The organism is Cupriavidus sp. FW306-1B-F12B, from assembly GCF_058781795.1.
The window spans coordinates 439628-463054 of sequence record NZ_JBYSXC010000002.1 but is presented as its reverse complement, the minus strand read 5'-3'; the positions used below and the strand labels follow the sequence as shown (position 1 = coordinate 463054).

Below are 23427 nucleotides of genomic sequence, written 5' to 3'. Positions count from 1 at the left end.
GACTCTTAGAGTCATCTCATTCTCCGCCCGGCCTGTGCCGCCCCCGCTATTTGCTTGGGTTCCTTGAAGGAGCGGCAACTAACACGTACTTGCGCGGGGTCCCTACAACTCATCCGCCTCGCTCTAGCACCATTCAGCAATGAACGGAGGGATAGGCGGCGGAATGTCGGATCAATAGGATTTGCGCGTCAATCTAACCACAATACGACGGCCTACCCGTATTAAGCGCCACGCATTGCGCATGATCATCAAGTGAACAAGGACTAGCCCAAGAAAGAGAATAAATAGTGTTTGTTCGGAATATCCTGCTTTCCAGCCATATACGCCGCAAAACCCAAATATAGCGTTGCTGACCAAGATGACCCAGACAATTGCGTCAGGCCCTAACCCTAGTCTCAGCAGCACGTGATGAAGATGAGTCCGATCCGCCGCCAGCGGGTTCTTGCCCTTCAGTACCCGCCGCACTACCACAGTGAAGAGGTCAATCAGGACAAATCCAAGTACCCATAACATCACCACAGGAGGTATTTGTCGATCCGCGTTATAGCTACGCTGCGAGAGAAGAACCGCGAACCACACTATACTGAACCCCAACATCAAACTACCGGCATCCCCTAGGAAGACCTTTTTTCCTCCCCGAAACGGATTCTTCATATTGAACAAGAGAAAACCAAGAATGGCACCGCAGAATATTACGCACATGCGTTGAGCGGCACCATTATCGATCTGCCCTGCCAAATATGCGAACCACGCAAATGTAATGGCGGCTAGCCCTCCCGCCAAGCCGTCCAGACCGTCACACATATTCATGGCATTAATTACGGCGACGGCTGCAAAGAGTGTCAGAGGAATTCCCCAATTACCCAGTTCAATTTCTCTGCGACCAAAAATATCTCCAAGCGTGCCAAGATAAATTCCACCCCATGATGTCATCAGAATGGCCGCCAGCAACTGAGCTCCAAGCTTCGCCACCGGCGACATTCCCTTCATATCGTCGATGACCCCGACAATTGCCAAGAGGGTCAAGCCCCCCAAGAGGGCGACATAGTACCCGTGAGAGCGCATGAACAGCATCGCACCCGCCCACACAGCGATGGTGATGGCAATTCCGCCCACTAAGGGTATTTCGCCATGGTGACGCTTGCGCGAGTCGGGCCGATCGACCAACCCGCCTACAATTGCCACCGGTCGCAACGCGACTACAGCGATGACCGTGGCCAACAGCGAGAATAGCGGAACCCAAAAAAAATCAAACATTTAGAAAACCCGAATAGATCCTGCACAGCCTGTTTGTCCGGCACGTGCAGAGCACGCCCGGAGCATACCTCCAGCAGGCTCTTCCTGTAGCTTACCCTGCTCACTGCAACCCTCGCTCGCTGCCGCGATAGGTGAAGAATTGTCGCAGGGCACGAGCTTAGCCGGAAGTTGGGCGCGATTGTGCAGGACTATATACTATGCGCACCGCATCCTGTGTTCCACGGCCGTGCCTTAGGCCTCCTATCGCCTACAACCGCCACGGAGCCTTCCCCATAACCATGGCATTAACGCCCACAATATCTGCTTTGCATGGCCATTAAGTGCCCACAGGCCAAAGGTGAAGGCAACGGGCCCGGTTACAGTTCGACATACACTTAACAGGCTGTTGCAAGCAGCAGCCACTCCAAGACTGGTAGCGGAGTCGGCGGCCTGGGGGCGCCGAGGTGATAGCCATATCCCCGCACACCGATTAAAATATCGCGATTCTTCAGGCCTTGGCTGTCGACACGTGACTCGCTGCGATCAAGAGAACAGGACTTTGCCCTATTTCCCCGTATTTATTTCCGTTCTCTTCGTGGTGCGCAACGAAGCTGCGCAGTACGAAAAGATCCTCTCCGAAGCATCTGCGGCGATTGCGCCACTTGTGAGCGACTATGAGCTGATCGTCGTCGACAACGCATCGACCGATGACAGTGTCCAGACCCTGAAAAACCTTTCGGGAGAAGGCGGTCTTCCCAATCTGCAGATCTACGCGTTGACCAAGGAGGTCGACACAGACACGGCCGCATGGGTGGGCCTGGAAAATGCCCTCGGGGACTTCGTCGCCGTTGTCGATCCGTTTGTGGACGACATTGCCTTCCTCCCCGAAATGCTCGACAAAGCAGCAAGCGGCGCGGATGTCGTCTTCGCGACGAACAAGCAGAAACCGGCGCAAGGCCTGCTGTACCGCGGGGCGTTCGGTGTGTTTAACGGCCTGTTCAGATGGTTCAGCGGGGTGGACCTCGCTCGTGAGGCACCACAATATCGACTTCTTAGCAAGCGCGTCATCAACTTCATACTTCAGCACCGACAGCCGGCGCTAACCTATCGCCATCTGCCTGCCACTGGAGGCTTTGCGCGCGCCAACCTCGCGTACAGCGCCGCGCCCCGGCAAGCGCCTCGCAAGCGCCTGGGCAACAGCATCGATCGGGGCATGCGACTGCTGGTCTCCACGACGCGCGCGCCGATGCGGCTGGTGACGGTCTTGTCGCTGTTCGGCGCGGTCGCCAACCTTCTGTATTCGGCCTACGTTGTCGTGATCTGGCTCTTCAAGCCCGACGTCGCGCCAGGATGGATCAGCCTTTCGCTGCAACAGTCAGGCATGTTCTTCCTGATTTCGCTGGTCCTGCTAGTGCTTGGCGAGTACATCCTTGATATGGCGACTGCCTCCAACGAGGGACCTCTCTACCACGTGGGACAGGAATTCACGAGCGCGCGCATGACGCGCAACGAGAAGCTAAATATCGAGGTGGTAGCGTCTGTACCGTCCGAGAACCGGACTGCGAAGCCGCAGCAGATCACCTGATGGCCAGTGTGCGCACCATTTACGATGCGGTCATCATCGGCGGAGGGTTTTACGGCGCAGCCATTGCCGTCTATCTCGCGCAGCAGCGCGGGCTGAAGCAGATCCTGCTCGTCGAGCGCGAACCGGCATTGCTATCTCGCGCCTCCTATAGCAACCAGGCGCGCGTCCACAACGGGTACCACTATCCGCGCAGCTTCACGACGGCCTACCGGAGCCGGATCAACCTTCCACGCTTCGTCCGTGACTGGCCGCAGGCGGTCAAGCAGGATTTCACCAAACTGTATGCGATTGCCCGGCGCAACTCCAAGGTCAGCTCACGCCAGTTTCAGCGGTTCTGCCAAGAAATCGGCGCCCGGATCGAGCCTGCCGGTCCGACGCTGCGCAACCTGTTCGCACCGCGGCTGATCGAAGATGTATTCCTTGTCGAAGAGTACGCGTTCGACACTAGACGGCTCGCGGAATGGGCACGTCGTGAACTAGAGGAGCACGACGTTGAAGTCTGCTGTGAGACCGTGGTCAGCGCCATTTCGCGCAGCGACCCCGGACTCTGCGCCGTTGAAATGCATGACCGCGCGGGGAATGAACGCGTGGTCAAGAGCGCCAACGTCTTCAATTGCACGTACAGCGGACTGAACCAGTTTGGCGGAGACTTCCCGGGCACCCGGACGGAGCTGAAGCAGGAAATCACGGAGATGGCGCTGGTGGATGCGCCGGCCGGCCTGAAGGATATCGGCATCACTGTCATGGACGGCCCATTCTTCTCGATGATGCCCTTTCCTGCGCGCGGCTTGCATACACTTTCGCACGTGCGCTATACCCCGCATCTGCATTGGGACGACTGTGGTGGTGTCAGTCCCTACGACCGACTCGCGGCATATGACAAGGCCTCACGCGTGGACCGCATGATTCGCGACGTTTCGCGCTATGTTCCTTTGGTCGCCGAAGCGCGTCATATCGATTCGCTGTTCGAGATCAAAACCGTCCTGCGTAAAAACGAGGGGGACGATGGCAGGCCCATCCTCTTCGAGAAGCACGCGGAACTGCCTGGCTGTTATTCGATCCTCGGCGGCAAGATCGACAACATCTACGACGTCCTTGAAAGACTGGATGATGAAACACTCACTCCGGCCCCCGCCTCACTGAGCAAAAGCAACATATGAACAATGCACTGATCGGCTTCACGGGCTTCGTTGGCACGACGCTTCTTAGGCAAGCCCCTTTCGAGGCCTTGTACCGTTCGACCAATATTGGCGAGATCGATGGCAAGGACTTTGACACGGTGGTCTGTGCCGGCGCGCCCGCTCAAAAATGGATCGCAAATCGCGAGCCGGCAGCAGACCGTGAGAAAATCGAAGCGCTCATCGCCCACCTTCGCACGGTCTCATCCAAGACGTTTGTCCTGATCAGCACTGTCGATGTGTTCAAGACGCCGGTCGGCGTCGACGAAAGCTCGCCGGTGGACAAAAGCGGATTGCATGCCTATGGCCTGAACCGCCTAATGCTCGAGGAATTTGTCGCCAGCCATTTCGCGAACCATCTGATCGTCCGCCTGCCTGGGCTGGTCGGTCCGAGCCTGCGCAAGAACGTTGTCTTCGACTTCTTGAACGACAACAACCTGCACGCGATCGACAGCCGCGGCATCTTCCAGTTCTACCCGATGGTCAATCTCTGGTACGACATTGAAGTCGCGTTGCGCGCGGGCCTGAAACTAGTTCACCTGACCGCCGCACCAATCAGTGTCGCAGACGTGTCGGCCCAGGGCTTCGGCAAGCCGTTCGAGCAGGTGGTGGGTGACAATGCCGCCCGCTATGACTTGCGCACGCGCCACGCGGCAGTGTTCGGCGCCTCGGGCGCATACCAGTATGACCAGCGTGCGACGCTGCAGGCGGTCCGTGCATACGCCCAGTCCGAGCCGCGCACCTTGAAGGCCGGGAGCGGAGCGTGAGAATCGCTATCTCGAACATCGCCTGGGATGTCTCCGAAGACGAGTCTGTGGCGGCGCTGCTGCACAAGTTTGGCGTCGACGCGATCGACGTAGCCCCTGGCAAATACTTCCCGGATCCTGAACATGCGCACGATGCCGACATCGCGCGGGTGCGCGATCAGTGGAAGGCACACGGGATTGAACTGACCGGCATGCAATCGCTGCTGTTCGGCACATCCGGACTCAATATGTTCGGTTCGTCGGCAGCGCGCTCGGCGATGCTGAATCGCCTCGCCGCTGTAGCACGGATCGGCGGCAAACTGGGCGCGACCCGACTGGTATTCGGCTCCCCAAAGAATCGGGATCGCGGTGCCCTTGACGATCGTGAGGTCGCAGAGATTGCCGTGCCGTTTTTTCGCGAGCTGGGCGACATTGCAGATGGCAACGGCGTGACATTCTGCCTCGAGCCCAACCCGGTGTGCTACGGCGCGAATTTTATGACGACCAGCGCAGAGACCGCGAACATGGTGCGGCTGGTCGCCCATCCGGCTATCCGCATGCAGTTCGACACGGGATCGCTGGCCATCAATGGGGAAGACCCCGCCGACGTGCTGGAGCACAACGCCGATCTGATCGGTCATGTCCACGCCAGCGAGCCCGAGCTGGTTCCGCTGGGTGATGGCCGGACCGACCACGCCGCCATGGCTGCACAACTGGCCACGCACCTGCCCGGACACGTCGTCTCCATTGAAATGGTAGCGACGGCGAACGAGCCGCACCTTCCAGCCATCCAGCGCGCGCTGGCGACGGCCCAACGGTGGTATCGGCAAGCACCAGGAGTCCAATTCGCATGAAATGGCTGATTCTGATTCTAGGCATCGCCAGCAACGCATCGGCCAGCGTACTGGTCAAGATGGCGATGATTCCGCCCCGCAGATTTCCCTCGCTAAGTGAACCGCTAGCCGCCTTCGCCAACTGGCCATTCTGGGTCGGCCTCGGCCTGTATGGCGCAGCCTTTCTGCTCTATGCCGCGGCGCTTGCCCGGCTGCCGCTCAACGTCGCCCACCCCGTCCTGACATCGGGAGCCGTGGCGACTGTAGCCACGCTTTCGGTGCTCATCTTCCGCGAGCCTTTTCACTGGACTACCGGCGCGGGCATCCTGCTTGTCATCGCGGGCGTCGTCCTGATCACCGCCAAGGTGGCCTGACTGTTAACCATGACCCGTACGATGAAATCTGAAATCCCTTCCGACACGCGAGCAACTTGGCAAGTGCCGACGTACAACGTCGCGATGTGGGAGGGGCGACACCACCCCTGGTGCGTGATCATTCCGGTGATCAACGAAGGCGAGCGCATCCGCACCCTGCTCGCGCGGATGTCGACCCTGCGGATCGCGGACATCGCGGACATCGTCATCGTCGACGGCGGAAGCACAGATGGCTCGCTTCAGCACGAATTCCTGCGCAGCCAGGACGTGGCGGGACTTATCGTCAAGACCGGCGCCGGCAGGCTGAGTGCCCAGCTGCGCTGCGCATACGCGTTCGCGCTCGATCAGGGCTATGACGGCATTGTGACGATCGATGGCAACGACAAGGATGATCCCGAGGCAATTCCGCGTTTCGTGGAAGCGTTGAAGAACGGTGTCGACTTCGTGCAAGCGTCGCGCTTCCTCGTCGGTGGCCTCGCCGAGAACACGCCGAAATCGCGAGACCTGGCGATCCGCTTCATTCACGCGCCCGCGCTCAGCCTGAGCTCAGGCTTTCACTGGACAGACACGACGCAAGGCTTCCGGGCCTACAGCAGCCGTATGCTTCTCGATCCCCTCGTGGCCCCGTTTCGCGATGTCTTTTCGGGCTACGAGCTCCTCGCCTACCTCTCTTACCGCGTACCGAAACTGGGCTATCGGTGCCAGGAGCTCGCGACGGTGCGCCGTTATCCCAAGGGGGAGGTTCCGACCAAGATCGGCGGCATGCGGGGCAATCTGAAGCTTCTCGAAGTCCTGTTCCGTGCGTGCACGGGCCACTACAACCCTAAGGCCGTTTCGTAAGTGACAAGCGTGTCGATCCCACTGCCATCGTTTCCACAAAAGGCCGCGGCGATCCTGTCGGCTTGTGCCGTCGCCGCCATGGCGCTGTCAACAGCCCTGACCTTCACGAACGCGCCCGTCTACTCCGACTTCATCGTCGGCAACACCGCGTGGCACGCGAACACCAAGCTGCAGGACCTGTTGGCACCCCCGATCGCGATCCTTGCATTCATCGCCACGCTGTGGAGCACCGGCGCGCTGCTGCGCATCCAGGGATCCAGGCACGGGCAGGCGCACGCGGAAGCACTCGCTGGTCAGTTCCTGCTGTGGACGCTTCCGTTCGCCATTGCCGTCGGTCTCCTTGCCGTCGGCTTTCCCGCAGACCCCAACCTGATACGGATATCAGCCGGCGGCGTGGTCGCGCTTGCGACAATATACGGCTGCGGATCTGGACGCACTTCGCAAATTGCACCGGCTACTGTCGGTGCGCTGCTGTTGGCGGCCATGCTGCTGGCTACGTTACCGCTCGCCGGCGCGATCGTCCATGGACGATTCTTCACACCGGAAACCAGCGCTGCCCGGCTTGCCTCGCTTACGAAATTCTCCCAGGCGCTGATGTGGGCAGGTCTGGTCGCAGCTGCCGCGCTCGCATGCCTCAGGCGCAGTTGGGCGGAGCGGTGCCTCCCGTTTGCCGCGCTTGCCGCGCAGATGGGAACGGCGACGCTGATGGTGCTGATGATTCCCGCAGGCTGGATCACGGAAAACGGAACCGGGAGCGGTTACCACACGCACCACCGGCTCGATATCCTGGTCGCCGTGCTCGTCGCATGGGGCGCGGTGGATGCTGTTGTGCGCGCCGTCCGGTGGCGAACGTCCCTCGATGCAAACCCCGGCGCGCTTTGGTCACCTGTCGCTCTGTTCGGATTGCTCGTGGCGATCAAGAGTGGCATGACACAAGCGCCGTTTGTGCCGGCCGACGACTATCACTTCGGCGAGTATCTGCTCGGATGGTGGTCCTACCTTCGCGGCGCGGTTCCCTATATCGATTACATTCCGGCGCACGGCATCGCGGAAGACGATCTGCGCGGCATCGTCGCGGTGCTGTTCTACGACGGTACCGCCGCAGCCATCGGCGACGCCAGCCGTCTGGCCTGCGCCTTGCTGTCTCTCGTCGCCTATCTGTGTATGCTGCGTTTCTCGCGCAGCCTGCCGCTGGCGTTTGTTGCAACGCTGATCATTGGCGACCGCCTTCCATGGTTGTTTCTGACGCCATTCATCTGCCTGTGGTGCAGCCCGACGCTGTTCGCCCGCCCGGCGCGCTGGCTGGCATGCTGGCTGCTGACGGTGCCGGTTGCGATTCTTGGACTCCCTCCGCAAGCCAGTCTGCTAGTTGCCGGATCGGCGCCACTGGCGGTATTTGCGATGTGGCGCTGCTGGAAACTTCCGGAGCAGCGTGAATGGAAATACCTGGTACCGGCACTTCTCCTGCTCGGACTCGTGACACTCGCCACGCCACTGGTGGCGATGCTGCTCGGCGCCGCCCGGTATGTCCTTGAGAACGGCCCGATCAACCAGGTCGCCTATGGGATTCCCTGGCAGGCGAGCTGGAACGGCGGTCCGCGCTCTGGCCTATTGTATGAGCTTCTGCGCGGCTCCTGGGTGCTGACACCCTTGTTCGGGCTCTGGCTAATGCTCAGTGCCCGGAGCGACGCCACCCGGCGCTGGCAGATCCTCCCGCCCGCGATCGTGCTGGTGATCTTCGTGCTGCTGCTTATTCCCTACTCGATGGGACGCATCGACGCCAACGATCTGTCGCGGCCTGGCCGCGTCGCCATTTTCAGTTGCGCCGTGCTGCTCCCGATCCTGCTCTGGCGCGTAGGTCGCCCCGGTCTGCAGGGCGGTGTCCTTGTGCTGGCAGCCGCCATTGGCAGTGCCCTTGGCTTCGGCCCGCTCACAGTGACGCCACTGTTCGCGGCCTCGCCGTCGCGGATCTGGGTAGGGTCGCCTCGGGACGGGGCATCGGTGGGGCTGCCTAATCTCGGTACCGGGATTGTCCAGGACGACCAATGGCAGCGCTTGACCGAACTGCGGGAGCGTATCGACGCGCGGATTGCGCCCGGCGAGCGCTATCTCGACCTGACCTCGCGCAATGCACAGTACTTCTACCTGAATCGTCTGCCGCCCCTGCCCGTCACTGCGGCCTACAATATGGTGCCTGGCCCGCAGCAATTACGCGCTGCCCGGATGATCATGAGCAATCCGCCCAGCCTGGCGCTGTTCGAGGGAGACAACGTCGTCCACGACGGCGGTGGACTCGCGCTGCGCGACCCTCTGCTCTATCGCTTCATCGTCGCGCATTACGCACCAGTCCAGGATGGTCGCTTCATCTTCGGCACTTGGAAGGGAAATGACAGCGCGGCAACCGACAACACGGAGCCGACGCCGGCCGAGGTGGCACTACTGGAAAAGGCGTTTGCCCCGTCCGATCTGGTGAAGATTCCCGTCGCCTGGGGACGATCCGAGCACAGCTTGCAGCGCAAGATGACATTGGTCCGGAAACTCGCCCCGACGGTCGCCGGCAACCCGCCGCAAGGCGGCGCGCCAACCGTTGCCCACGGATCGGACACCTTTGCGTTACCGCTCTCCCCCGCGCTGGACGGTAAGGCGGCGGGCCTTCTGCGTATGCGCTTTGCGTGCATTGGGACCAGCGCACCGCCACGCATGCGCGTGCGCTGGTCGACGGATACACTTGCGGCCGACGCTGCTGCCAACGGACTCGTGTTCACCGCAGAGGACGGCATATTGATCGTCCCGCTTGATGTATCTCCCCGCTGGCTGACCGCGCGGGACATAACGGAAATCCGAATCAACCTGGAGAACCCGGAAGCCTGCAAGGATGTCTCGATCGACGGAGCCGGACTGTATCAGCGCAACGACGTGGCACGCCTGCCACAATCCTGACGCCCGCCGGTCAGCCCGGAGGTAGCACGAGGCCGCATGTGCGGATTACAGCCATGCGTTCTGAAGCACGGACGCCCGCCAACGCTCCGGTTGAAATGCATCGCCGAATGCCAGGCCGACACGGCAATCATGACAGACGGGAACAATGAATCTTCGAGCTTCCGATGGGCCTTCGCTGTGCAACACCGCCGGCCTGATCGTCCTTGCAGCCTGAATCGTGGCGGCATTGGTGACTCTGACCGCGCTGATCTAGTGTCCTGTTCCGCTGATAACAAATCAGCGCTCCCGAGAGCGACAGGCCGGATTTGTCCTTCGATATGGTTGTTGTCGATGGGCACTGCCGGATCATCGAGCCGTCGTGCCGCCAACCAGATGCCGATGCCGTCACGGGTTCACCGGGCACTTACCGCGGATCGCTTGCCGGGCATGTTGATCGACAGTCTACGAGAGCAACGGGCATGAATGCAGGCAACCGACAAAGAAATCGCTGCGCTGGAGCGACGGCTCAAGATTGCCTTTCGAGACAATCAAAAGTGTCAAAAAATCGTAAGGCAGCGCAAGCAATGATCATATGATGACTAACAGGTTGAACCGGGGCGAGGAAAACCCGATAGGAACATGAGCCACTAAGCTCGCCAATCAAATGGGGACCTCGCCAACGAATTCCATATGGGCCAGCAGACCTGAGCGGCCTGCACATACAGGCCGGAAATAGGCGTGCTGCCTTCACCTGTCGACCAACTCGGCTTACACCGGGAGGAGTCCACATAAGCATTTCCCTAGCGCGCCCTGCCGCTGGTCGTGCCGCTATCTCGGCCCGTCCGCGATGGTGCCGAAGCTCTCCACCACGCGCCCTGTATGCGGATGCGGCCGTGTCGCAAAATAGTCAAAGAAATGTTGCTGCCAAAGGCAGCAGGCAAGATCCATACGCCTCTTCAACTCCGGCGTGAAGGAGCCGTTCCTGTCGGAAGCATCTATGTCGTCGCGCATGCGATGAAGAAGCAAGCGCTCGAATGAATTGACGCAATATGACTCGACCTGCTCCTGATTGAACTCATAAGCACGCGTTCTGAGCTCAGGATGAATCGCCAAATAGGTGCTAAGCAGCCGCTCAATTACGAAAGGCAGATACGACGCCCTATCGGTATGGGCCGTTTCCTGCATTACGCCAAGTGCCGCGGTATGGTTGGGCTGACCTTCTAGAAAGCGAGCGATCGGCTCCAGCACGCCTCCCACGTATTGATCCCAGAAGGCTTGGCTACCGACCCAGAAATTGCAGTAGGCTAGGGTACGGAAGTTGTTGCGAGGAGCATGATGCACATCCATGGCCACGCCGCTCGCATCCAGCAAGGCCTGCGCGGCATCGGCAAGCCCAGGATGTGCGTATTCGCCCTGCATCCAGACGTTGTAGGACCAGTAGGCGATCTGCGGGAATGGATTGATGAACACGACATCAACCGAATCGTTCTCTTGCACGAAGCGTAAGAAACGCTCCCCGGAAATCCCAGCCTTCAAGCCGAACTTGGGCGAGAAGAGCCCCATATACCGGTGGTGCCGATGCGCGCCGTTCCGGTAGAGATCGATTAGGAGCTGGAATTCACGCCACTCGGGTCGTGCGTTCTCGAACCGGAGTGGCAGAAAGGCGGGTTCGATGAGTTGCACTCCTTCCGCGAAAACCGGTTCAAAGATCGCGATATCGGCGCTCATACGTGCCCAAGCCTCTCAACGCAGAAGCGATTCAGGTCCGCACGCCACCTCAAATAAGTGAAAGAGGCATTGGGCACGGTGAAAGTCGGATAATGTGACTCGATTGGCACACCTAGCAAGTGCTGCAGGATGACGCTGATCGGCCCGCCATGAGCGACCACGGCCAGCAGGCCGGTGTTTGCGATTCCGGCCATTACGGTCTCGTCCGTCCACGCGCGAACACGCACCGTCATGTCCCAATGCGACTCGCCGCCCTCATAGGTATTGCGGATATCGCGATGGAAATCGGGATAGGCGGAATTGAAGTCGCGCTCGAGCCACGTTCCAAAAATGCCGGGATGTGTTTCGGCCAGGCGCGAGTCGAATGCAATCTCCGCAGTATCGAACACCGTCTCGGCAGTCTGTCTCGCCCGGCGCCAGGGACTACTAACAACACGCGAGGGCGCATAGTCGTACTGCCCCAGCGTTTTGCGCAAGCATTCCGACTGGCTTCGCCCCAGCTCGGACAACTCGTCCTGGTCATTGGAAATCAGCAGGCCATTGGCATTTGCGTTCGATTGGCCATGACGAATGATCAACAGGTCCATGCAGTCCTCAGTTACACCGTTATTGCGCACCGTACTTCAGCAGTTCCATGAACGTCCGCGCGGGACGCTCAAGTCCAAATCGGGCGCGCGTATCCGCATGCGCATTCTGTCGCAGTGCGTTGCGCAGAGTTTCATCTCGATACAACTCCTCCATCGCCTCGGACCACTCGCCCACGTTGTTCTCCACCAGCATCGCAGTCTGGCGGTGCGTGATCGCATCCTCGTAGACCGGCGTGCGAGAGTAGATTCCCGGGATGCCAAGACTGCCATAGTCGATGTATTTGATACAGGATTTGCAGCTATTGAAGAACAACGCATCCGGATCCTCACGTCCGCCCAGAGGAACGATTGCGAAAAGATAGCCGGCATCGCGGATCGCATGCTTATACCCGGTATTGTCGAGGAAACCGCGTGCGCGCAAACGCGGAATGCGAGACATTTCCGGAAAGCGGTCTCCCCAGAAATCAAGCTCCGCTTCCGGATGGCGCTCCATGAAATCCGCGATGACCTGAAGAAAGCCCTTCTTGAAATGGACCAGCTTGATACCGTCTGTATTCGAAAAAAGGATCCGCGGCGGGCTAGCCTCCAGCCATTCGCCATCGGCACATGCGGTCGACTGATGATCGAACCCGTTAGGAATAATCACCACTGACGGCCGAATGCGCCTGAGGCGCTCCTGGAGAACTCGATTGGATACGGTCGCCACAGAAGCATGCCGCACCATCCACATAATATTAGCGAGCAGGTCATCGCTCAGGTCGGTGACGCTGTACATCGGCAAGTCGATGATCCAGTCGTCCATATCGTAGATGGTCTTCAACCCGAGGTCGTTGGCCATCTTCATTATGTCGACTGCTCGCGTCGAGGTGTGCTTGTTGAAGAGCACGGCATCGAAGCGCCGCAACTGGCTGATCGTCACATCGCCTTCAACTATCTCTTCCCACTCGATCAGTCCTGCGTTGGCCATATAGGTCAGCAACGGACCAAAACGTGCCGCTATCGATCGCGACATCAGCTTGTCGTGAGAGAGGGAGATACGCTGGACAACCAGTAGGCGAGGAATCCTGTCCATGTCAGGTATCCCCATTTTCCAGCAACTCGGCAAGCTGGCGCCCGATCACTTCTGCGGAGTGCCGGCTCATTGTGCGTTCGTACGTCGCCTGGATCTTGCGCTCCCAATCGGCATCCGCGAGGCTCTTCCTGATCGTAGTCGCCAGCGCCTCCGCGGAGTCCGGCGGCGCATACCAGACATTGCCACCAAAGTGTTCCCGCTGCCAGGGCCCATCTGCCATGATCATCGGCTTCTTCATGATCGCGGCCTCCAGGCTGGACCGCCCGGGCGGGTCGCTGCTGACCTCCACCATCACGCTGCAGTTGTCGATTATCGACCGAAGCAACGCACTGCACGGCTGCACAAATGGCAGGAATACGATGCGACCATGCGCTTCCTCCACGCATTGCCGATAGTACTCGTCATCGCGAGCACCGCCGACAAATACGCCATCCATGCCCAGCATGTTCAGGGCGCGAATAAGTTGCAGCTGGTTCTTGATTGGTTCAATCAGACCAAGACAAAGTGCGTAGTCGCTCGCACCGCAGACCGCAGAGGCCAAGTCCTTATCAACCGGTGTGAGAAAGCGCCGGGACACGCAGGCCGGGACGACCTCCGCCTTGCCATCAGGCAAGTTCACGTAACGACTGAAGTTCAGCAGCTCAGACTCGGATTTGAACAGCAGCTTGTGCACCACGCCGATGATGCCCTCTATCCGGGCGACTTCTGATTGCGACGGCGGCTCGTTCCACCAGACATTCGGCCACAGGAAAATTGGCTTGTTGCGGTGCCGAGCCTCACGAATCATCGCATCGCCATCGGCGTGAACCGAGAAATGCATGATTCCATCATAGAAGCTGAATGGGCGGCTGCCGATGCCATAGATATCCGCGTGAATACCCGATGCGTTGAGAATCTCCGCCACCTGCACCATTTCAGATTCGCCACCGCCGCTGGTGGCGAAAGCCGTGCTGTAAGTCGTAAGCAAGAACTTCAAGCCGTTCATTTGCGACCTCCCTCTCTGGCAGAGGCCAGCACTTCCGCCCAGTGCGAATCCGATGCCCTGTCCAGCACTCCCAATGCACGCGAAACGCGCGCCGCGCGGTCAACTGAAGACCTATCCAGGTACCGGACGATGCCAGCAGCCCACTTGCCAGCAGTCGCATCCGGCGCGTAGACGTCCCCTGCATCGCACAGCTCCTCGGCAGCCGTACCACCCCGGACAAGCGCAGGCATGCCCCTGAACATCGCTTCGAGCACCGGCACGCAGAAACCCTCGTGACGGCTCATGACCAACATGACGTCGCTATCCTCGAAGCAATCGAGCAGATCCTCGTCATCGAGCACCCCTTTGAAATCCAGATACTCCAGAATACCCAGCGCGCGGGCGCGATTGATCAGGTAACGCAAATACTCGTGGTTGGGCGTACTGCCGACGATCGACAGGGATACCTCGACGTTATCGTGCCGGAGGACTTGCAGGACCTCCAGCGCGTCTTCGATCCGCTTGTGCGGGACCACGCGCCCAACCATCAACAGGTTCCGGAGCCCGTTCGAGCGGGCGCGCGGGCGCCTGCGCTCGAAGCCCGGCATATCGGCGAACACCGGTGGTATGACATGTACCGGTCTGTTATCCACTGCCTGAGCTAGGCTTCTCGCTGTGAAGTGCGAGTTTGCCACTAGCACATCGAATCCGACGAGGCGCGGCAACTGGCGGATTGCCTCCGCGCAGAGTTCGGCCGTGCGGGGCTCGAACTCCTGAAGCAGCTCAGGATCCGTGACACCATGAAAATAGCAAGCCTTGCGATTCGGAAGCGCCAGCAGCCTGTCGAGCTGCGGATCGACAATAGAGTAGCTCACCAGCAATAAATCCTCAGGAGCGATCTCGTCGAACAAGGCGCTTATCGGGCGGATATCCGCGACGCCGATATCGAAATTGCGCGCGTACAACCGCACTTCCCAGCCGGACCGCTGCGCGCAACGCGCAATGCCGAGGCAGTGATTGCCAACGGCGTCTCCGACGAAGATGTCGATAGCGCAGATCATCAGCCTCATCGCTGCCCCCCTGGTACTCCGCCTTCCGCAACGATGGCTTTCAAGCGCGTCTCGTAAGCGCGTGCGACCGCGGCAAGCGAGTAACTGTCTTTGATGCGCTCTTGACCAGCGGCCGCAATGCGCGCGCGCTCCTCGGGAATTTCGTAAAGTCGGCGAAGCTGTTGAGCTGCGATCGACACGTCTGGATCACACCAGTACTGGCCTTCACTGAACAGATACTCACCGGCACGCAACGGAACGAGTTCGCCGTCCACAAGGTACGAAGTCTGCGGGTCGCAGAAGTCGACATTGCCAGAGAAATTGGTCGCCACGACAGGTTGGCCAAGACCCATGGCTTCGGCGATCACACGCCCAAAGCCCTCGCTGCGGTGTAGCGAGATGTATGCGTCGCAAGCGGCCATGAAATCGACCGAGTCCTGTCGGCTCATGTGTTCGGACACGATCTGAATACGTGGATCCGCTTCCGCCATCCGTAGTACACCTTGCCAAGTCGGATCGGAGTCGCGCACGTTCATTGCCTTGATCACAAGACCGACCGGCTCGTTGTCCGAGCCGAATGCCTTCTGAAAAGCCTGCACCCCCGCTATTGGGTTCTTGCGGCTGAGCCAGGAGTTACCGTCAAACATCAGATAGAACAGGAAGCGATCTTCAGCCATTCCAAAACGCTGACGATCCGGGTTCACTGGCTCTGGAATCTCAACGGCCATCGGCATGTGGACAACACGTGAGTGACCAAGGCGCTTATAGACAGCATCGACGAATCGACTCTGCGCCCAGATCTCGTCCACAAAGCCATGCACCTCACCGAACGCCTGGGGCCAATGGGGCAGCTCCCACGGCCATGCACCAATCCTGTACGAATTTGAATTGATGATCCGACGGCCGCCTTCGAGCGCAAGACGGACCATCTCCGGTGGCGGCAAGCAGAACAGGGATACGCCGTAGCGTAGATCGGAACTGAGCAGATGATCGGCAGAGTGGTCGCGCTTTGCCGGCCCCACCATTGGCGCGTTGACAAGCACCACCGGGACCGACAGGCGTTCGAATACGCGCGCTGCTGTTCGTGCGTCCTCCCCAAGACCAAGGGAGCCTTGTGGAAAGCCAACGATATTGACGCCAAACGGCAGCATGCCAAAGCGCTGCGTCGCCGCACCTACGTATTGACCACGCTCATCGTCGAGTTGAACGTGCAAGCCAGTCAGTGCCTTGCACTCCTTACTCCCTGAGCTTTGCCACCACTGCACAAGTCCGCGTATGCCTTCGACGTTGCTCAGGTCGAAACTTGCATGAAGATCTGGGCGCTCCAACCACAGTGCGTAGAGGAACTTTGGCAACGGATGAAGGCTACCGCGCGCATGGTATGGCTCTAGCAGGCGTTCCCACTGCCCATCCGCCGACCATTCAAGCATGGGATATTCATTGCGGCCATACCGGCTCCACCATTCGTAGCATGCCAACTGTCCGGTGAATGTGCCCAGCTGCATTGCCTTCTGCAAATCCGGGCGCATGCCAAAAATGACCGCTAGGAAACGCGGCAGCCTCAAGATGGCTTGCGGATCGTCAGCCACGCCGTTCAGATAGTTCCAAAGCGGCGTTGTACTCCAGGCCAGTTTCGAGTACTCATGCCGGCCATGGCGCTCCCACCAATTCGCACACTCGAACAGGCCCCTCAGGGAATCAGTCGTCATCGAAAGCGGGAAATCCGGACGCTCCGCCAACAGAGTTTCCAGAAAACGGGGTAGCCGCAGCCCGGTCTGTGCGTCGATACGCTCGATCTCATTCATCCCGGTCCAAATGCCTGCAGTGGACCAGATGAGACGAGGGTACTCTTGCTTACCATGCCGCTCCCACCAGTCTACGCATGCGAACATCCCGAGCAGCGTATTCGTCGTAAGTACGGGCTTGAGGTCTGGCCGTTCGGCCAGAAGCATTGGGAGAAATCGAGGTGCAGGTATCTCCAGCGCCATCGGAACACCGGCAGGCTCACTCAGGTGTAGCCATATCGCAGTCGAACTCCAATTGAGGCGCGGGTACTCTTCCCGTCCGTGTGATTCCCACCAATTCATCGCCGCTAGTTGCCCAGCGAATGTAGACAGGTCCAGCGTCCGGCGCAGGTCCGGTCTGCTGTTGATGATCAGATCCAGAAAGCGCGGGAATTCCTCTATTCCGCTACCGGCAATGGGGCGGCGCTCGCTCAGCGCACGAATCAGGGGTTCGGGCTCTAGCACATCCGGGGTCGTGCTGCGCAGCCATAGCGCTACGCATTCCGGGAATTCATCGATCAGCGTCTTGCTATCGAACTGATTTATGAATGCCACATCCTGTTCGCGAAGTTCCCAGTCGAAGTCTGGATAGTCCTTTCGACCGAGGGCCTTCCACCAGAAATACAGCACCATCCGCCCACGAACGGTGCGGCTTTCGAAGTGCGCCAAGTCAGCCCGGAATTTAATCAGGAAATAGATCGCGCTAGGTAACGCGAAGGGTGCACTTTCGAGGGGGTGGCGGTATTCGGCAAGCCAACCGGTAATATTCGACTTCATGCGAGTTCAATGCGAACCGGGGACACGCGAATACATGGCAATCGCGAAGTCTTCCGAATCCAGAGTGAGATTGGGGGAGTAGCAGCGGTCATTCAGGAGTTTCTCACCCCAGCGGGATTTGACGAAGGCAATCTCGCGGTCAAACCGCGCCTTCTTCTCAGGCGTATCCTCATATCCTCGCGACGCCGATTCGTGATGATAAAGCTCGGCATACGGCGTCCACACGTTACGATAACCAGCCCGCTGCACGCGCAGGCAGAAGTCGACATCGTTGAAGGCGACTTCCAGCTGCTCGTCGAGACCTCCAACCTCCTTGTAGATAGATGCGCGAATCAGCAGGCAGGCTGCCGTCACGGCGCTCATGTCGCTGCGCAGCAGCAGCCGATAGAAGTAGCCTGGGGCGTGGCGGGGCGAATGCTTGTGCGAATGCCCCGCTACGCCTCCCAGACCGACGATCACACCGGCGTGCTGAACCGTATCGTCGGGATAGAGCAGCTTCGCACCCACCGCACCGACCCTGTCCTGAACCGCCAATGACACCATCTCGGTAAGCCAGTCCGGATCAATGACTTCGATGTCATTGTTCATCAGACAGACGAAGTCGGCATCGCTGGCCAGTGCTACTCGGTTATTGATTCTCGAATAGTTAAAGGGGGATTCGTCACGTGAAACGCGGATGTGTGCATCGCCCGCATAGGATGCGAACAGATCAAATGTCGACTGCTCGGTCGAACCGTTGTCGATGATGGTGATCACATAGTTCGCGTATGTCGTCTTCTCACGAATCGAATCGACACACTGGCGCACGAGAACTGCAGCGTCGCGCGTTGGGATGATGATCTCCACCCGCGGCAACTTTTCCGGCAGGGAATAGACAACCTTGTTGAAGCCGCTCGCTCGCGGTGCCGGCTCTACCGTGCCTGAGACGCCTATACGCACTAGGTGATCGGCGATAGCACGGTGCGCAGCAGTCGAAGCATAAGGCTTCACCTCATGGCTGGACGCGGTACTCTGCGGAATCAGTCTCCAGTGATACAAAACCCTGGGCACGTGGTGCACGGCTTCCCTGCCGTAGGCATCCATCACACGCAATGCGAGGTCATAGTCCTGCGCACCCTCAAAGCCTATGCGAAACCCTCCCACTTCACGCAATGCGGCCGTCTTGTAGACGGAAAAGTGACAGATCATATTCTGGCTCAGGAAGAGCGCATAGTTGAGATCGCACTTGAAATAAGGCTCCGAGCGGACACCTTCCACGGAAATTTTGTCCTCGTCGCTGTAGAACAGCACGGCATCCGGCCTTGCGTTGATCGCCTCGACCATGTGGAACAGCGCAAGTGGATGCAGCTCATCGTCGTGATCCAGCAGGCCGACATACTCGCCCGCCGCCATCTCGATTGCGGTATTGCTCGCCGCACTGATGTGACCGTTGGTCTCGCAATAAGTCACCTTGATGCGCGGATCGCGTGCGGCATAGGCATCGAGCATTTCGCGAACATGCGGTTCGGTCGAACAGTCGTCCGCGACGCAAAGCTCCCAGCGATCGTAGACCTGCGCGGCTACCGACTCGATAGCCTTTTGGAGCCATTGTGCCGGCGTGTTGTAGGTCGGCATCGCAATGCTGATCAGCGGCCGCTGAGCCCAACGCGCAGCGCATTCGCGATAGCGCGGGTAGTTCGTTGGCGACGGCTCGTTGTTCTCGATCCAGCGGTCGTAGCTAAGATCAACCTGATTACCTGCGCAGCTCGGACCATTGCCGATATTCTTATCCGTCACAACTATGCGCCGCGAGTCGGGCTCGGCCTGATCGATACCGCCGACAATCTCGATACGCAGATCAAGCACCGAGAACAAGCCCGGATGCGAGACCGCATCGAATCGCAAACCGCGCAGCGACGCCGGGAAAACGATCTCCTGATCTACGAAACCATCAGGATCGACATTGAAATAGATAGCACCCTGCTCCGACAGGCCCGCACCGACATCAACATAGAGCACGCAGGGCGAACGGCGCAGATGCTTGGTGGCAAGCCTGAATGAGAACCGTACAACCTGTTCACGCATCTGCTCCCAGCCCTCTATCAGGAATTGAGGATCCCCGGAGATTGCTTGCCACTGGAACGCGGCTTCCGTGGCGGCCTCGACGTTCCTGAATGCTTTCAGTTGGATTTTCATTTCGTAATCACAGAGCTATAGATTGTCGCCATGGGTTCAAGCACAGCAGACCAGCGAAAGTCCCGCGTCGGGGTATGCTGACTGGAACCAATTGAGCCGCCGATGGCGGCCAGAATCGCGCGAACGATACTTTGGGTATCGGCCGGATCCAGGTAGGCAGCGTCGTCGCCGAAATACTCACAGGTAGACCCAACTTGGGTAACAGCAATACGGCAGCCGGCTGCGTAGGCCTCGAGGGCTGCGAGGCCGGGCGTCTCAAGCGTACTTGGCAGGCAAAACACATCGCACGCCGCATAGGCCGAGCGCAACAGCAGGGAATCATGTGGGAGGGGGCCCAGATAGGCCACCTGGTTGCCGCCCTCCTCCAGGCATTGGCGCGCGTAGGCCGGATCGCGCTGGTGGCCAATCAGAACGAGCTTGCGCTCGGGGAAAGCTTTCATCGCCCGCACCAGCGAAAGCTGGTTCTTGCGCGGCTCAATGTTCCCGACATTGAGCACAAAATCGCCGCCTATTTCGAAATGTTCGCGGAACAGATCAGGCGAAACCGCCTCATAGAACATCGGCTCTACACCATTGAGCACCGAGACGAAGCGCTCGCGGGGCTGGTCGAATACGCGCGCGAGCGTGTCGCATTCAATCTCCGAGTTCGCGATGACACGATCGGCCAGCGAAAACTGGTGTGCTATCTCGGCCATCGGATACAGGTGTGCGGTTTCTTCAGTAACCCACAAGCTGGACGATACGACCAGGGGCAAGCCCAGTTGCCGGACGAAATTGCAGTAGTGGACCGAACCACCCACGCACGAAAAGAAATGAACCAGTTCGTGATCGAGGAAGCGTGGATTCCAAAGGTCAAACAGCGTGACGTCGATACCGAATCGCGAAAGATAGCGTTGGTACGCCAGCAACTGGATCTCCCCACCGCCGGGGGTGTGGAATGCCATTGGATAGGTAGAAAATAGTGCCTTCATTCGCAGTACTCTTCACTACAGTCCGCGACCACGCGGGTCACGCGTTATTCATTGCGCCGTGCGTGCCGCCGGCCACCGTCAGTCAGAGCAACCTCCACGCCCGCCGTCGACATCACAGTCGGGCTTGCCAATTGTTCGGCATTCCCGATCAACACGAGCCTTCCGTCGCGCCTGCTCCAGTGACCCTGTGCGCAGCGTAATGCGTCTGAGCGACCTCCTGGTACAGATCGTCATAAGCCTTGCCAAGCGCGGTGCCCGAAAACAAGCGCAAATACCGTTCACGCGCGGCCTTGCCCATCCTCGTAGCAAGTGCCGAATCAGCCAGTAATTGGCGAAGCGCTGCGGCCATCTCTGTTGGCGCCTCAGGCGGAACCACGAAGCCGGTCACACCGTGCTCGTTCACGAACGATGTGCCACTGCCAATTTCACAACAGACCATTGGCTTGCCGAACATTGCGGCTTCGACCAGCACCATGCCGAATGCCTCCGATCGGAGATGCGACGGGAGCACAAGCGCGCGGCAGCGACGTAATAGTGCGACCTTCTCTGCGTCGGAAACCTGACCGGCAAACACAACCCGGTCAGCGCGATGCTTCACAGCCAGCGCCCTCAGGCTTTCCATCTCAGGGCCGGATCCTGCGATCACGATCGTTGCCGGTACATCACCTGCAGCCTCAATCAGTGTGTGCAGGCCCTTGTAATAGCGGAGCACGCCGAGCGCCAGGAAGATTGGAGCACCGGCGCAATCATCATCCAGGCCAAAGCGCGCAAGCAGCGCCGCGTCGTTCGATGTCGGCGTCGCGCTGGCGTAGTCCCCGATACCCAGCGGAATCGAATGCAGCCGCCGCTTGTTCACCATCGTTCTGAGTACCGGACTCGTGTGTGCATACGTCGGGGACGTCGCAACTACCGCATCCATTGAGTCAAGCATTCGCCGCATTAGCGGCTTGTACAGCATTCCCAGATAGCGCTGCCGAACAATATCCGAATGATAGGTCATCACCGCCGGCTTGTTCCTTCGACCCAGCATGCGCAGCACGTCGCCGAATGGCCACGGGAAATGAAAGTGAAGCACATCAGCCCAACGCTCGAGCGCGCGAAAGCGGAGAAGGGACTGGGGTCCACCGAGATCGCAAGAAGCCGGCTCCGCCCACGACCTGGTACGAACGACCTGAGCCTCAGGCAAACTCACGACTTCCGGCTCTGGCGTCGGCGACAGCGTGAATATCCGCGATTCGATTCCGCGCTCAGAGCAAGACAGCGCAATCTGCCGAATAGCTTCCTGAAGGCCACCCGGCGGATCAGGAAAGTAAGTGCGATAGATATGCAGCACGCGAAGCGGCTTCACGCCGCCGCCGTCAGCACTGGTAGCGCATCCAGGGGGATATACAGGCAATCGCATATCGTTCATGCGCGTGCCTCCAGGCTGCGAACCGTATCCAGCATCTTGGTGGTACGTGCTTCCCAGGTATTGTCGCCAACGAAACGGCATGCCTCGTCACGACTCAGCTTGCCGCGCGCGAGCTGTTTCTCGATTGCAGCGACAAAGCTGTCGGCGTCAGCGCCGACCTCGAGGCCGTCCGAATGTGCCTCGGTAAACGCGAGCGGCGTAGATACGACCGGCAGGCCGGCTGCAAGGTACTCAAAAAACTTCATCGGGAACATGGACTTCGTGTAGTCGTTGAGCAATGTCGGCAGCAAACCGACGCACATGGCCCGAAGGTAGTCCGGCAACTGAGCATAGCTGCGGTAGCCCAGGAAATGCACATTGGACAATTGTGCAAGTTCAGCGACCGGCTTACTCCGCTGACCCTCGCGCTCCTCGCCGATGAATACCCACTGCCAGTCTGGGCGCGCGCGTGCTGCCGCAAGCAGCAGACCGAAGTCAACCTTGAAATCAGACAACACACCATGGTAGACGACGCGCGGCTCGGGGATCGCGGCCAGTTCCGGTGGCAACTGTCCTGGCTCAAGTGCCTGACCGAAGTGGCGATCATCCACGACATTAGCAAGAAAGTACGTGTTCGGATTGAATGACTGACAACGTTCTTTGAGCGACATTGCCGTGGCGAACACTACATCGCACTCGGCCAGCAGCCGCCGCTCTGCCATGTTGAATGCCTCCACATCGACACCAGGAACTGCGGCCAGGTCATCAACACAGTGATAAACCAGCGCACCGCGTTCCAGGCTGTCGACGGCATCCATCATGAACGGGTGATACGTCCAAACCAGCGGTTTGTGAATACCGCGCGCGCGCGCAAAGCGGCTGATGCCGCTGCGCAGCAATGCCTGATTGAAACGTCGGACCAGCGGCCAGTGGTGAAGGGCGGGCACGACCAGGGGCGAGAACACCCATATATTGGTATCGCGCCTGGGAGCGCCAAGCAGCACTGACTGCATGCCACGCCAGAGCCGGCGCCAGAGTCGGCCCCAGTCGCGCTGGCTCGCCATGCGTGGTGCACGCAGCCCAACGCTCTCCACATAGAGAACACGCCAGCCCATGCGGGCAAGGACGCGCGCCGTATGCTGCTTGTTAGTCCAATACGGCTCGTCCCAGTCTGCGGTAGAAAACAGCACGCAATCGCCAACGGCGCCAGACACTTGAT

General features: G+C 59.3%; 18 protein-coding genes. 7 read left to right on the top strand and 11 right to left on the bottom strand.

Annotated features, from left to right (window positions below; translation table 11 throughout):
• Nucleotides 1-171: 171 nt before the first annotated feature.
• Nucleotides 172-1257 carry an MraY family glycosyltransferase gene (locus AC3WLE_RS05400; protein ID WP_492351420.1) on the bottom strand — a complete coding sequence of 362 codons (1086 nt, stop codon included), beginning with the start codon at nt 1255-1257 and terminating at the stop codon, nt 172-174.
• A gap of 538 nt (nt 1258-1795) precedes the next feature.
• Between AC3WLE_RS05400 and AC3WLE_RS05395 the strand changes: the two genes are divergently transcribed.
• Genes AC3WLE_RS05395 through AC3WLE_RS05365 form a run of 7 tightly spaced genes read left to right on the top strand, consistent with a single transcriptional unit; the run spans nt 1796 to nt 9732 of the window.
• Nucleotides 1796-2821 carry a glycosyltransferase gene (locus AC3WLE_RS05395; RefSeq protein ID WP_492356387.1) on the top strand — a complete coding sequence of 342 codons (1026 nt, stop codon included), beginning with the start codon at nt 1796-1798 and terminating at the stop codon, nt 2819-2821.
• The gene (locus AC3WLE_RS05390) at nt 2821-3981 is read left to right on the top strand and encodes an FAD-dependent oxidoreductase (protein WP_492351422.1); all 1161 of its coding nucleotides are present in this window, start codon (nt 2821-2823) and stop codon (nt 3979-3981) included. The genes AC3WLE_RS05395 and AC3WLE_RS05390 overlap by 1 nt, the downstream gene beginning before the upstream one ends.
• A complete protein-coding gene (locus tag AC3WLE_RS05385) occupies nt 3978-4766 on the top strand; it encodes an NAD-dependent epimerase/dehydratase family protein (protein ID WP_492356386.1) in 789 nt (262 codons plus the stop codon). The genes AC3WLE_RS05390 and AC3WLE_RS05385 overlap by 4 nt, the downstream gene beginning before the upstream one ends.
• On the top strand, nt 4763-5599 hold the full coding sequence (locus AC3WLE_RS05380) for a sugar phosphate isomerase/epimerase family protein (RefSeq protein ID WP_492356385.1): 837 nt from the start codon (nt 4763-4765) through the stop codon (nt 5597-5599). The genes AC3WLE_RS05385 and AC3WLE_RS05380 overlap by 4 nt, the downstream gene beginning before the upstream one ends.
• The gene (locus tag AC3WLE_RS05375; RefSeq protein WP_454751204.1) at nt 5596-5952 is read left to right on the top strand and encodes an EamA family transporter; all 357 of its coding nucleotides are present in this window, start codon (nt 5596-5598) and stop codon (nt 5950-5952) included. The genes AC3WLE_RS05380 and AC3WLE_RS05375 overlap by 4 nt, the downstream gene beginning before the upstream one ends.
• A 21-nt stretch (nt 5953-5973) precedes the next feature.
• Nucleotides 5974-6792 (top strand): glycosyltransferase family 2 protein, encoded by an 819-nt coding sequence (locus tag AC3WLE_RS05370; RefSeq protein ID WP_454751205.1) that lies wholly within the window; start codon nt 5974-5976, stop codon nt 6790-6792.
• 9 nt (nt 6793-6801) lie between these two features.
• The gene (locus AC3WLE_RS05365) at nt 6802-9732 is read left to right on the top strand and encodes a hypothetical protein (RefSeq protein ID WP_492356384.1); all 2931 of its coding nucleotides are present in this window, start codon (nt 6802-6804) and stop codon (nt 9730-9732) included.
• An 807-nt stretch (nt 9733-10539) separates the two neighbouring features.
• On the opposite strand, the gene AC3WLE_RS05360 is transcribed toward AC3WLE_RS05365, so the two are convergent.
• From AC3WLE_RS05360 to AC3WLE_RS05315, 10 genes are all read right to left on the bottom strand, one after another.
• Nucleotides 10540-11439, bottom strand: a complete 900-nt coding sequence (locus AC3WLE_RS05360; protein ID WP_492356383.1) for a hypothetical protein — start codon at nt 11437-11439, stop codon at nt 10540-10542.
• Nucleotides 11436-12026 (bottom strand): histidine phosphatase family protein, encoded by a 591-nt coding sequence (locus AC3WLE_RS05355; RefSeq protein ID WP_492356382.1) that lies wholly within the window; start codon nt 12024-12026, stop codon nt 11436-11438. The genes AC3WLE_RS05360 and AC3WLE_RS05355 overlap by 4 nt, the downstream gene beginning before the upstream one ends.
• Before the next feature lie 19 nt (nt 12027-12045).
• Entirely contained in the window at nt 12046-13098 is a 1053-nt protein-coding gene (locus AC3WLE_RS05350) for a glycosyltransferase family protein (RefSeq protein ID WP_492356381.1), read from the bottom strand.
• A gap of 1 nt (nt 13099) precedes the next feature.
• Nucleotides 13100-14083, bottom strand: coding sequence for a glycosyltransferase family 4 protein (locus AC3WLE_RS05345; RefSeq protein ID WP_492356380.1), 984 nt, complete (start codon nt 14081-14083; stop codon nt 13100-13102).
• Nucleotides 14080-15132 carry a glycosyltransferase family 4 protein gene (locus AC3WLE_RS05340; RefSeq protein WP_492356379.1) on the bottom strand — a complete coding sequence of 351 codons (1053 nt, stop codon included), beginning with the start codon at nt 15130-15132 and terminating at the stop codon, nt 14080-14082. Before AC3WLE_RS05340 ends, AC3WLE_RS05345 begins: the two co-directional genes overlap by 4 nt.
• Nucleotides 15129-17672 carry a glycosyltransferase family 4 protein gene (locus tag AC3WLE_RS05335; RefSeq protein WP_492356378.1) on the bottom strand — a complete coding sequence of 848 codons (2544 nt, stop codon included), beginning with the start codon at nt 17670-17672 and terminating at the stop codon, nt 15129-15131. Before AC3WLE_RS05335 ends, AC3WLE_RS05340 begins: the two co-directional genes overlap by 4 nt.
• 6 nt (nt 17673-17678) lie before the next feature.
• Complete coding sequence (locus tag AC3WLE_RS05330) at nt 17679-19847, bottom strand: glycosyltransferase family 2 protein (protein WP_492356377.1); 2169 nt, start codon at nt 19845-19847, stop codon at nt 17679-17681.
• Nucleotides 19844-20818, bottom strand: a complete 975-nt coding sequence (locus tag AC3WLE_RS05325; RefSeq protein WP_492356376.1) for a glycosyltransferase family 4 protein — start codon at nt 20816-20818, stop codon at nt 19844-19846. Before AC3WLE_RS05325 ends, AC3WLE_RS05330 begins: the two co-directional genes overlap by 4 nt.
• 148 nt (nt 20819-20966) lie before the next feature.
• Nucleotides 20967-22229 carry a glycosyltransferase gene (locus AC3WLE_RS05320; protein WP_492356375.1) on the bottom strand — a complete coding sequence of 421 codons (1263 nt, stop codon included), beginning with the start codon at nt 22227-22229 and terminating at the stop codon, nt 20967-20969.
• Entirely contained in the window at nt 22226-23398 is a 1173-nt protein-coding gene (locus tag AC3WLE_RS05315; RefSeq protein ID WP_492351440.1) for a glycosyltransferase, read from the bottom strand. Before AC3WLE_RS05315 ends, AC3WLE_RS05320 begins: the two co-directional genes overlap by 4 nt.
• Between the last annotated feature and the right edge of the window lie 29 nt (nt 23399-23427).

Excerpts from the sequence above, each read along its gene's own strand:
- AC3WLE_RS05345 (WP_492356380.1), bottom strand. The coding sequence starts at position 14,083 with ATGAACGGCTTGAAGTTCTTGCTTACGACTTACAGCACGGCTTTCGCC.
- AC3WLE_RS05385 (WP_492356386.1), top strand. The coding sequence starts at position 3,978 with ATGAACAATGCACTGATCGGCTTCACGGGCTTCGTTGGCACGACGCTT.
- AC3WLE_RS05330 (WP_492356377.1), bottom strand. The coding sequence starts at position 19,847 with ATGAAAATCCAACTGAAAGCATTCAGGAACGTCGAGGCCGCCACGGAA.
- AC3WLE_RS05375 (WP_454751204.1), top strand. The coding sequence starts at position 5,596 with ATGAAATGGCTGATTCTGATTCTAGGCATCGCCAGCAACGCATCGGCC.
- AC3WLE_RS05350 (WP_492356381.1), bottom strand. The coding sequence starts at position 13,098 with ATGGACAGGATTCCTCGCCTACTGGTTGTCCAGCGTATCTCCCTCTCT.
- AC3WLE_RS05325 (WP_492356376.1), bottom strand. The coding sequence starts at position 20,818 with ATGAAGGCACTATTTTCTACCTATCCAATGGCATTCCACACCCCCGGC.
- AC3WLE_RS05340 (WP_492356379.1), bottom strand. The coding sequence starts at position 15,132 with ATGAGGCTGATGATCTGCGCTATCGACATCTTCGTCGGAGACGCCGTT.
- AC3WLE_RS05355 (WP_492356382.1), bottom strand. The coding sequence starts at position 12,026 with ATGGACCTGTTGATCATTCGTCATGGCCAATCGAACGCAAATGCCAAT.
- AC3WLE_RS05335 (WP_492356378.1), bottom strand. The coding sequence starts at position 17,672 with ATGAAGTCGAATATTACCGGTTGGCTTGCCGAATACCGCCACCCCCTC.
- AC3WLE_RS05400 (WP_492351420.1), bottom strand. The coding sequence starts at position 1,257 with ATGTTTGATTTTTTTTGGGTTCCGCTATTCTCGCTGTTGGCCACGGTC.
- AC3WLE_RS05370 (WP_454751205.1), top strand. The coding sequence starts at position 5,974 with ATGAAATCTGAAATCCCTTCCGACACGCGAGCAACTTGGCAAGTGCCG.
- AC3WLE_RS05320 (WP_492356375.1), bottom strand. The coding sequence starts at position 22,229 with ATGAACGATATGCGATTGCCTGTATATCCCCCTGGATGCGCTACCAGT.
- AC3WLE_RS05360 (WP_492356383.1), bottom strand. The coding sequence starts at position 11,439 with ATGAGCGCCGATATCGCGATCTTTGAACCGGTTTTCGCGGAAGGAGTG.
- AC3WLE_RS05390 (WP_492351422.1), top strand. The coding sequence starts at position 2,821 with ATGGCCAGTGTGCGCACCATTTACGATGCGGTCATCATCGGCGGAGGG.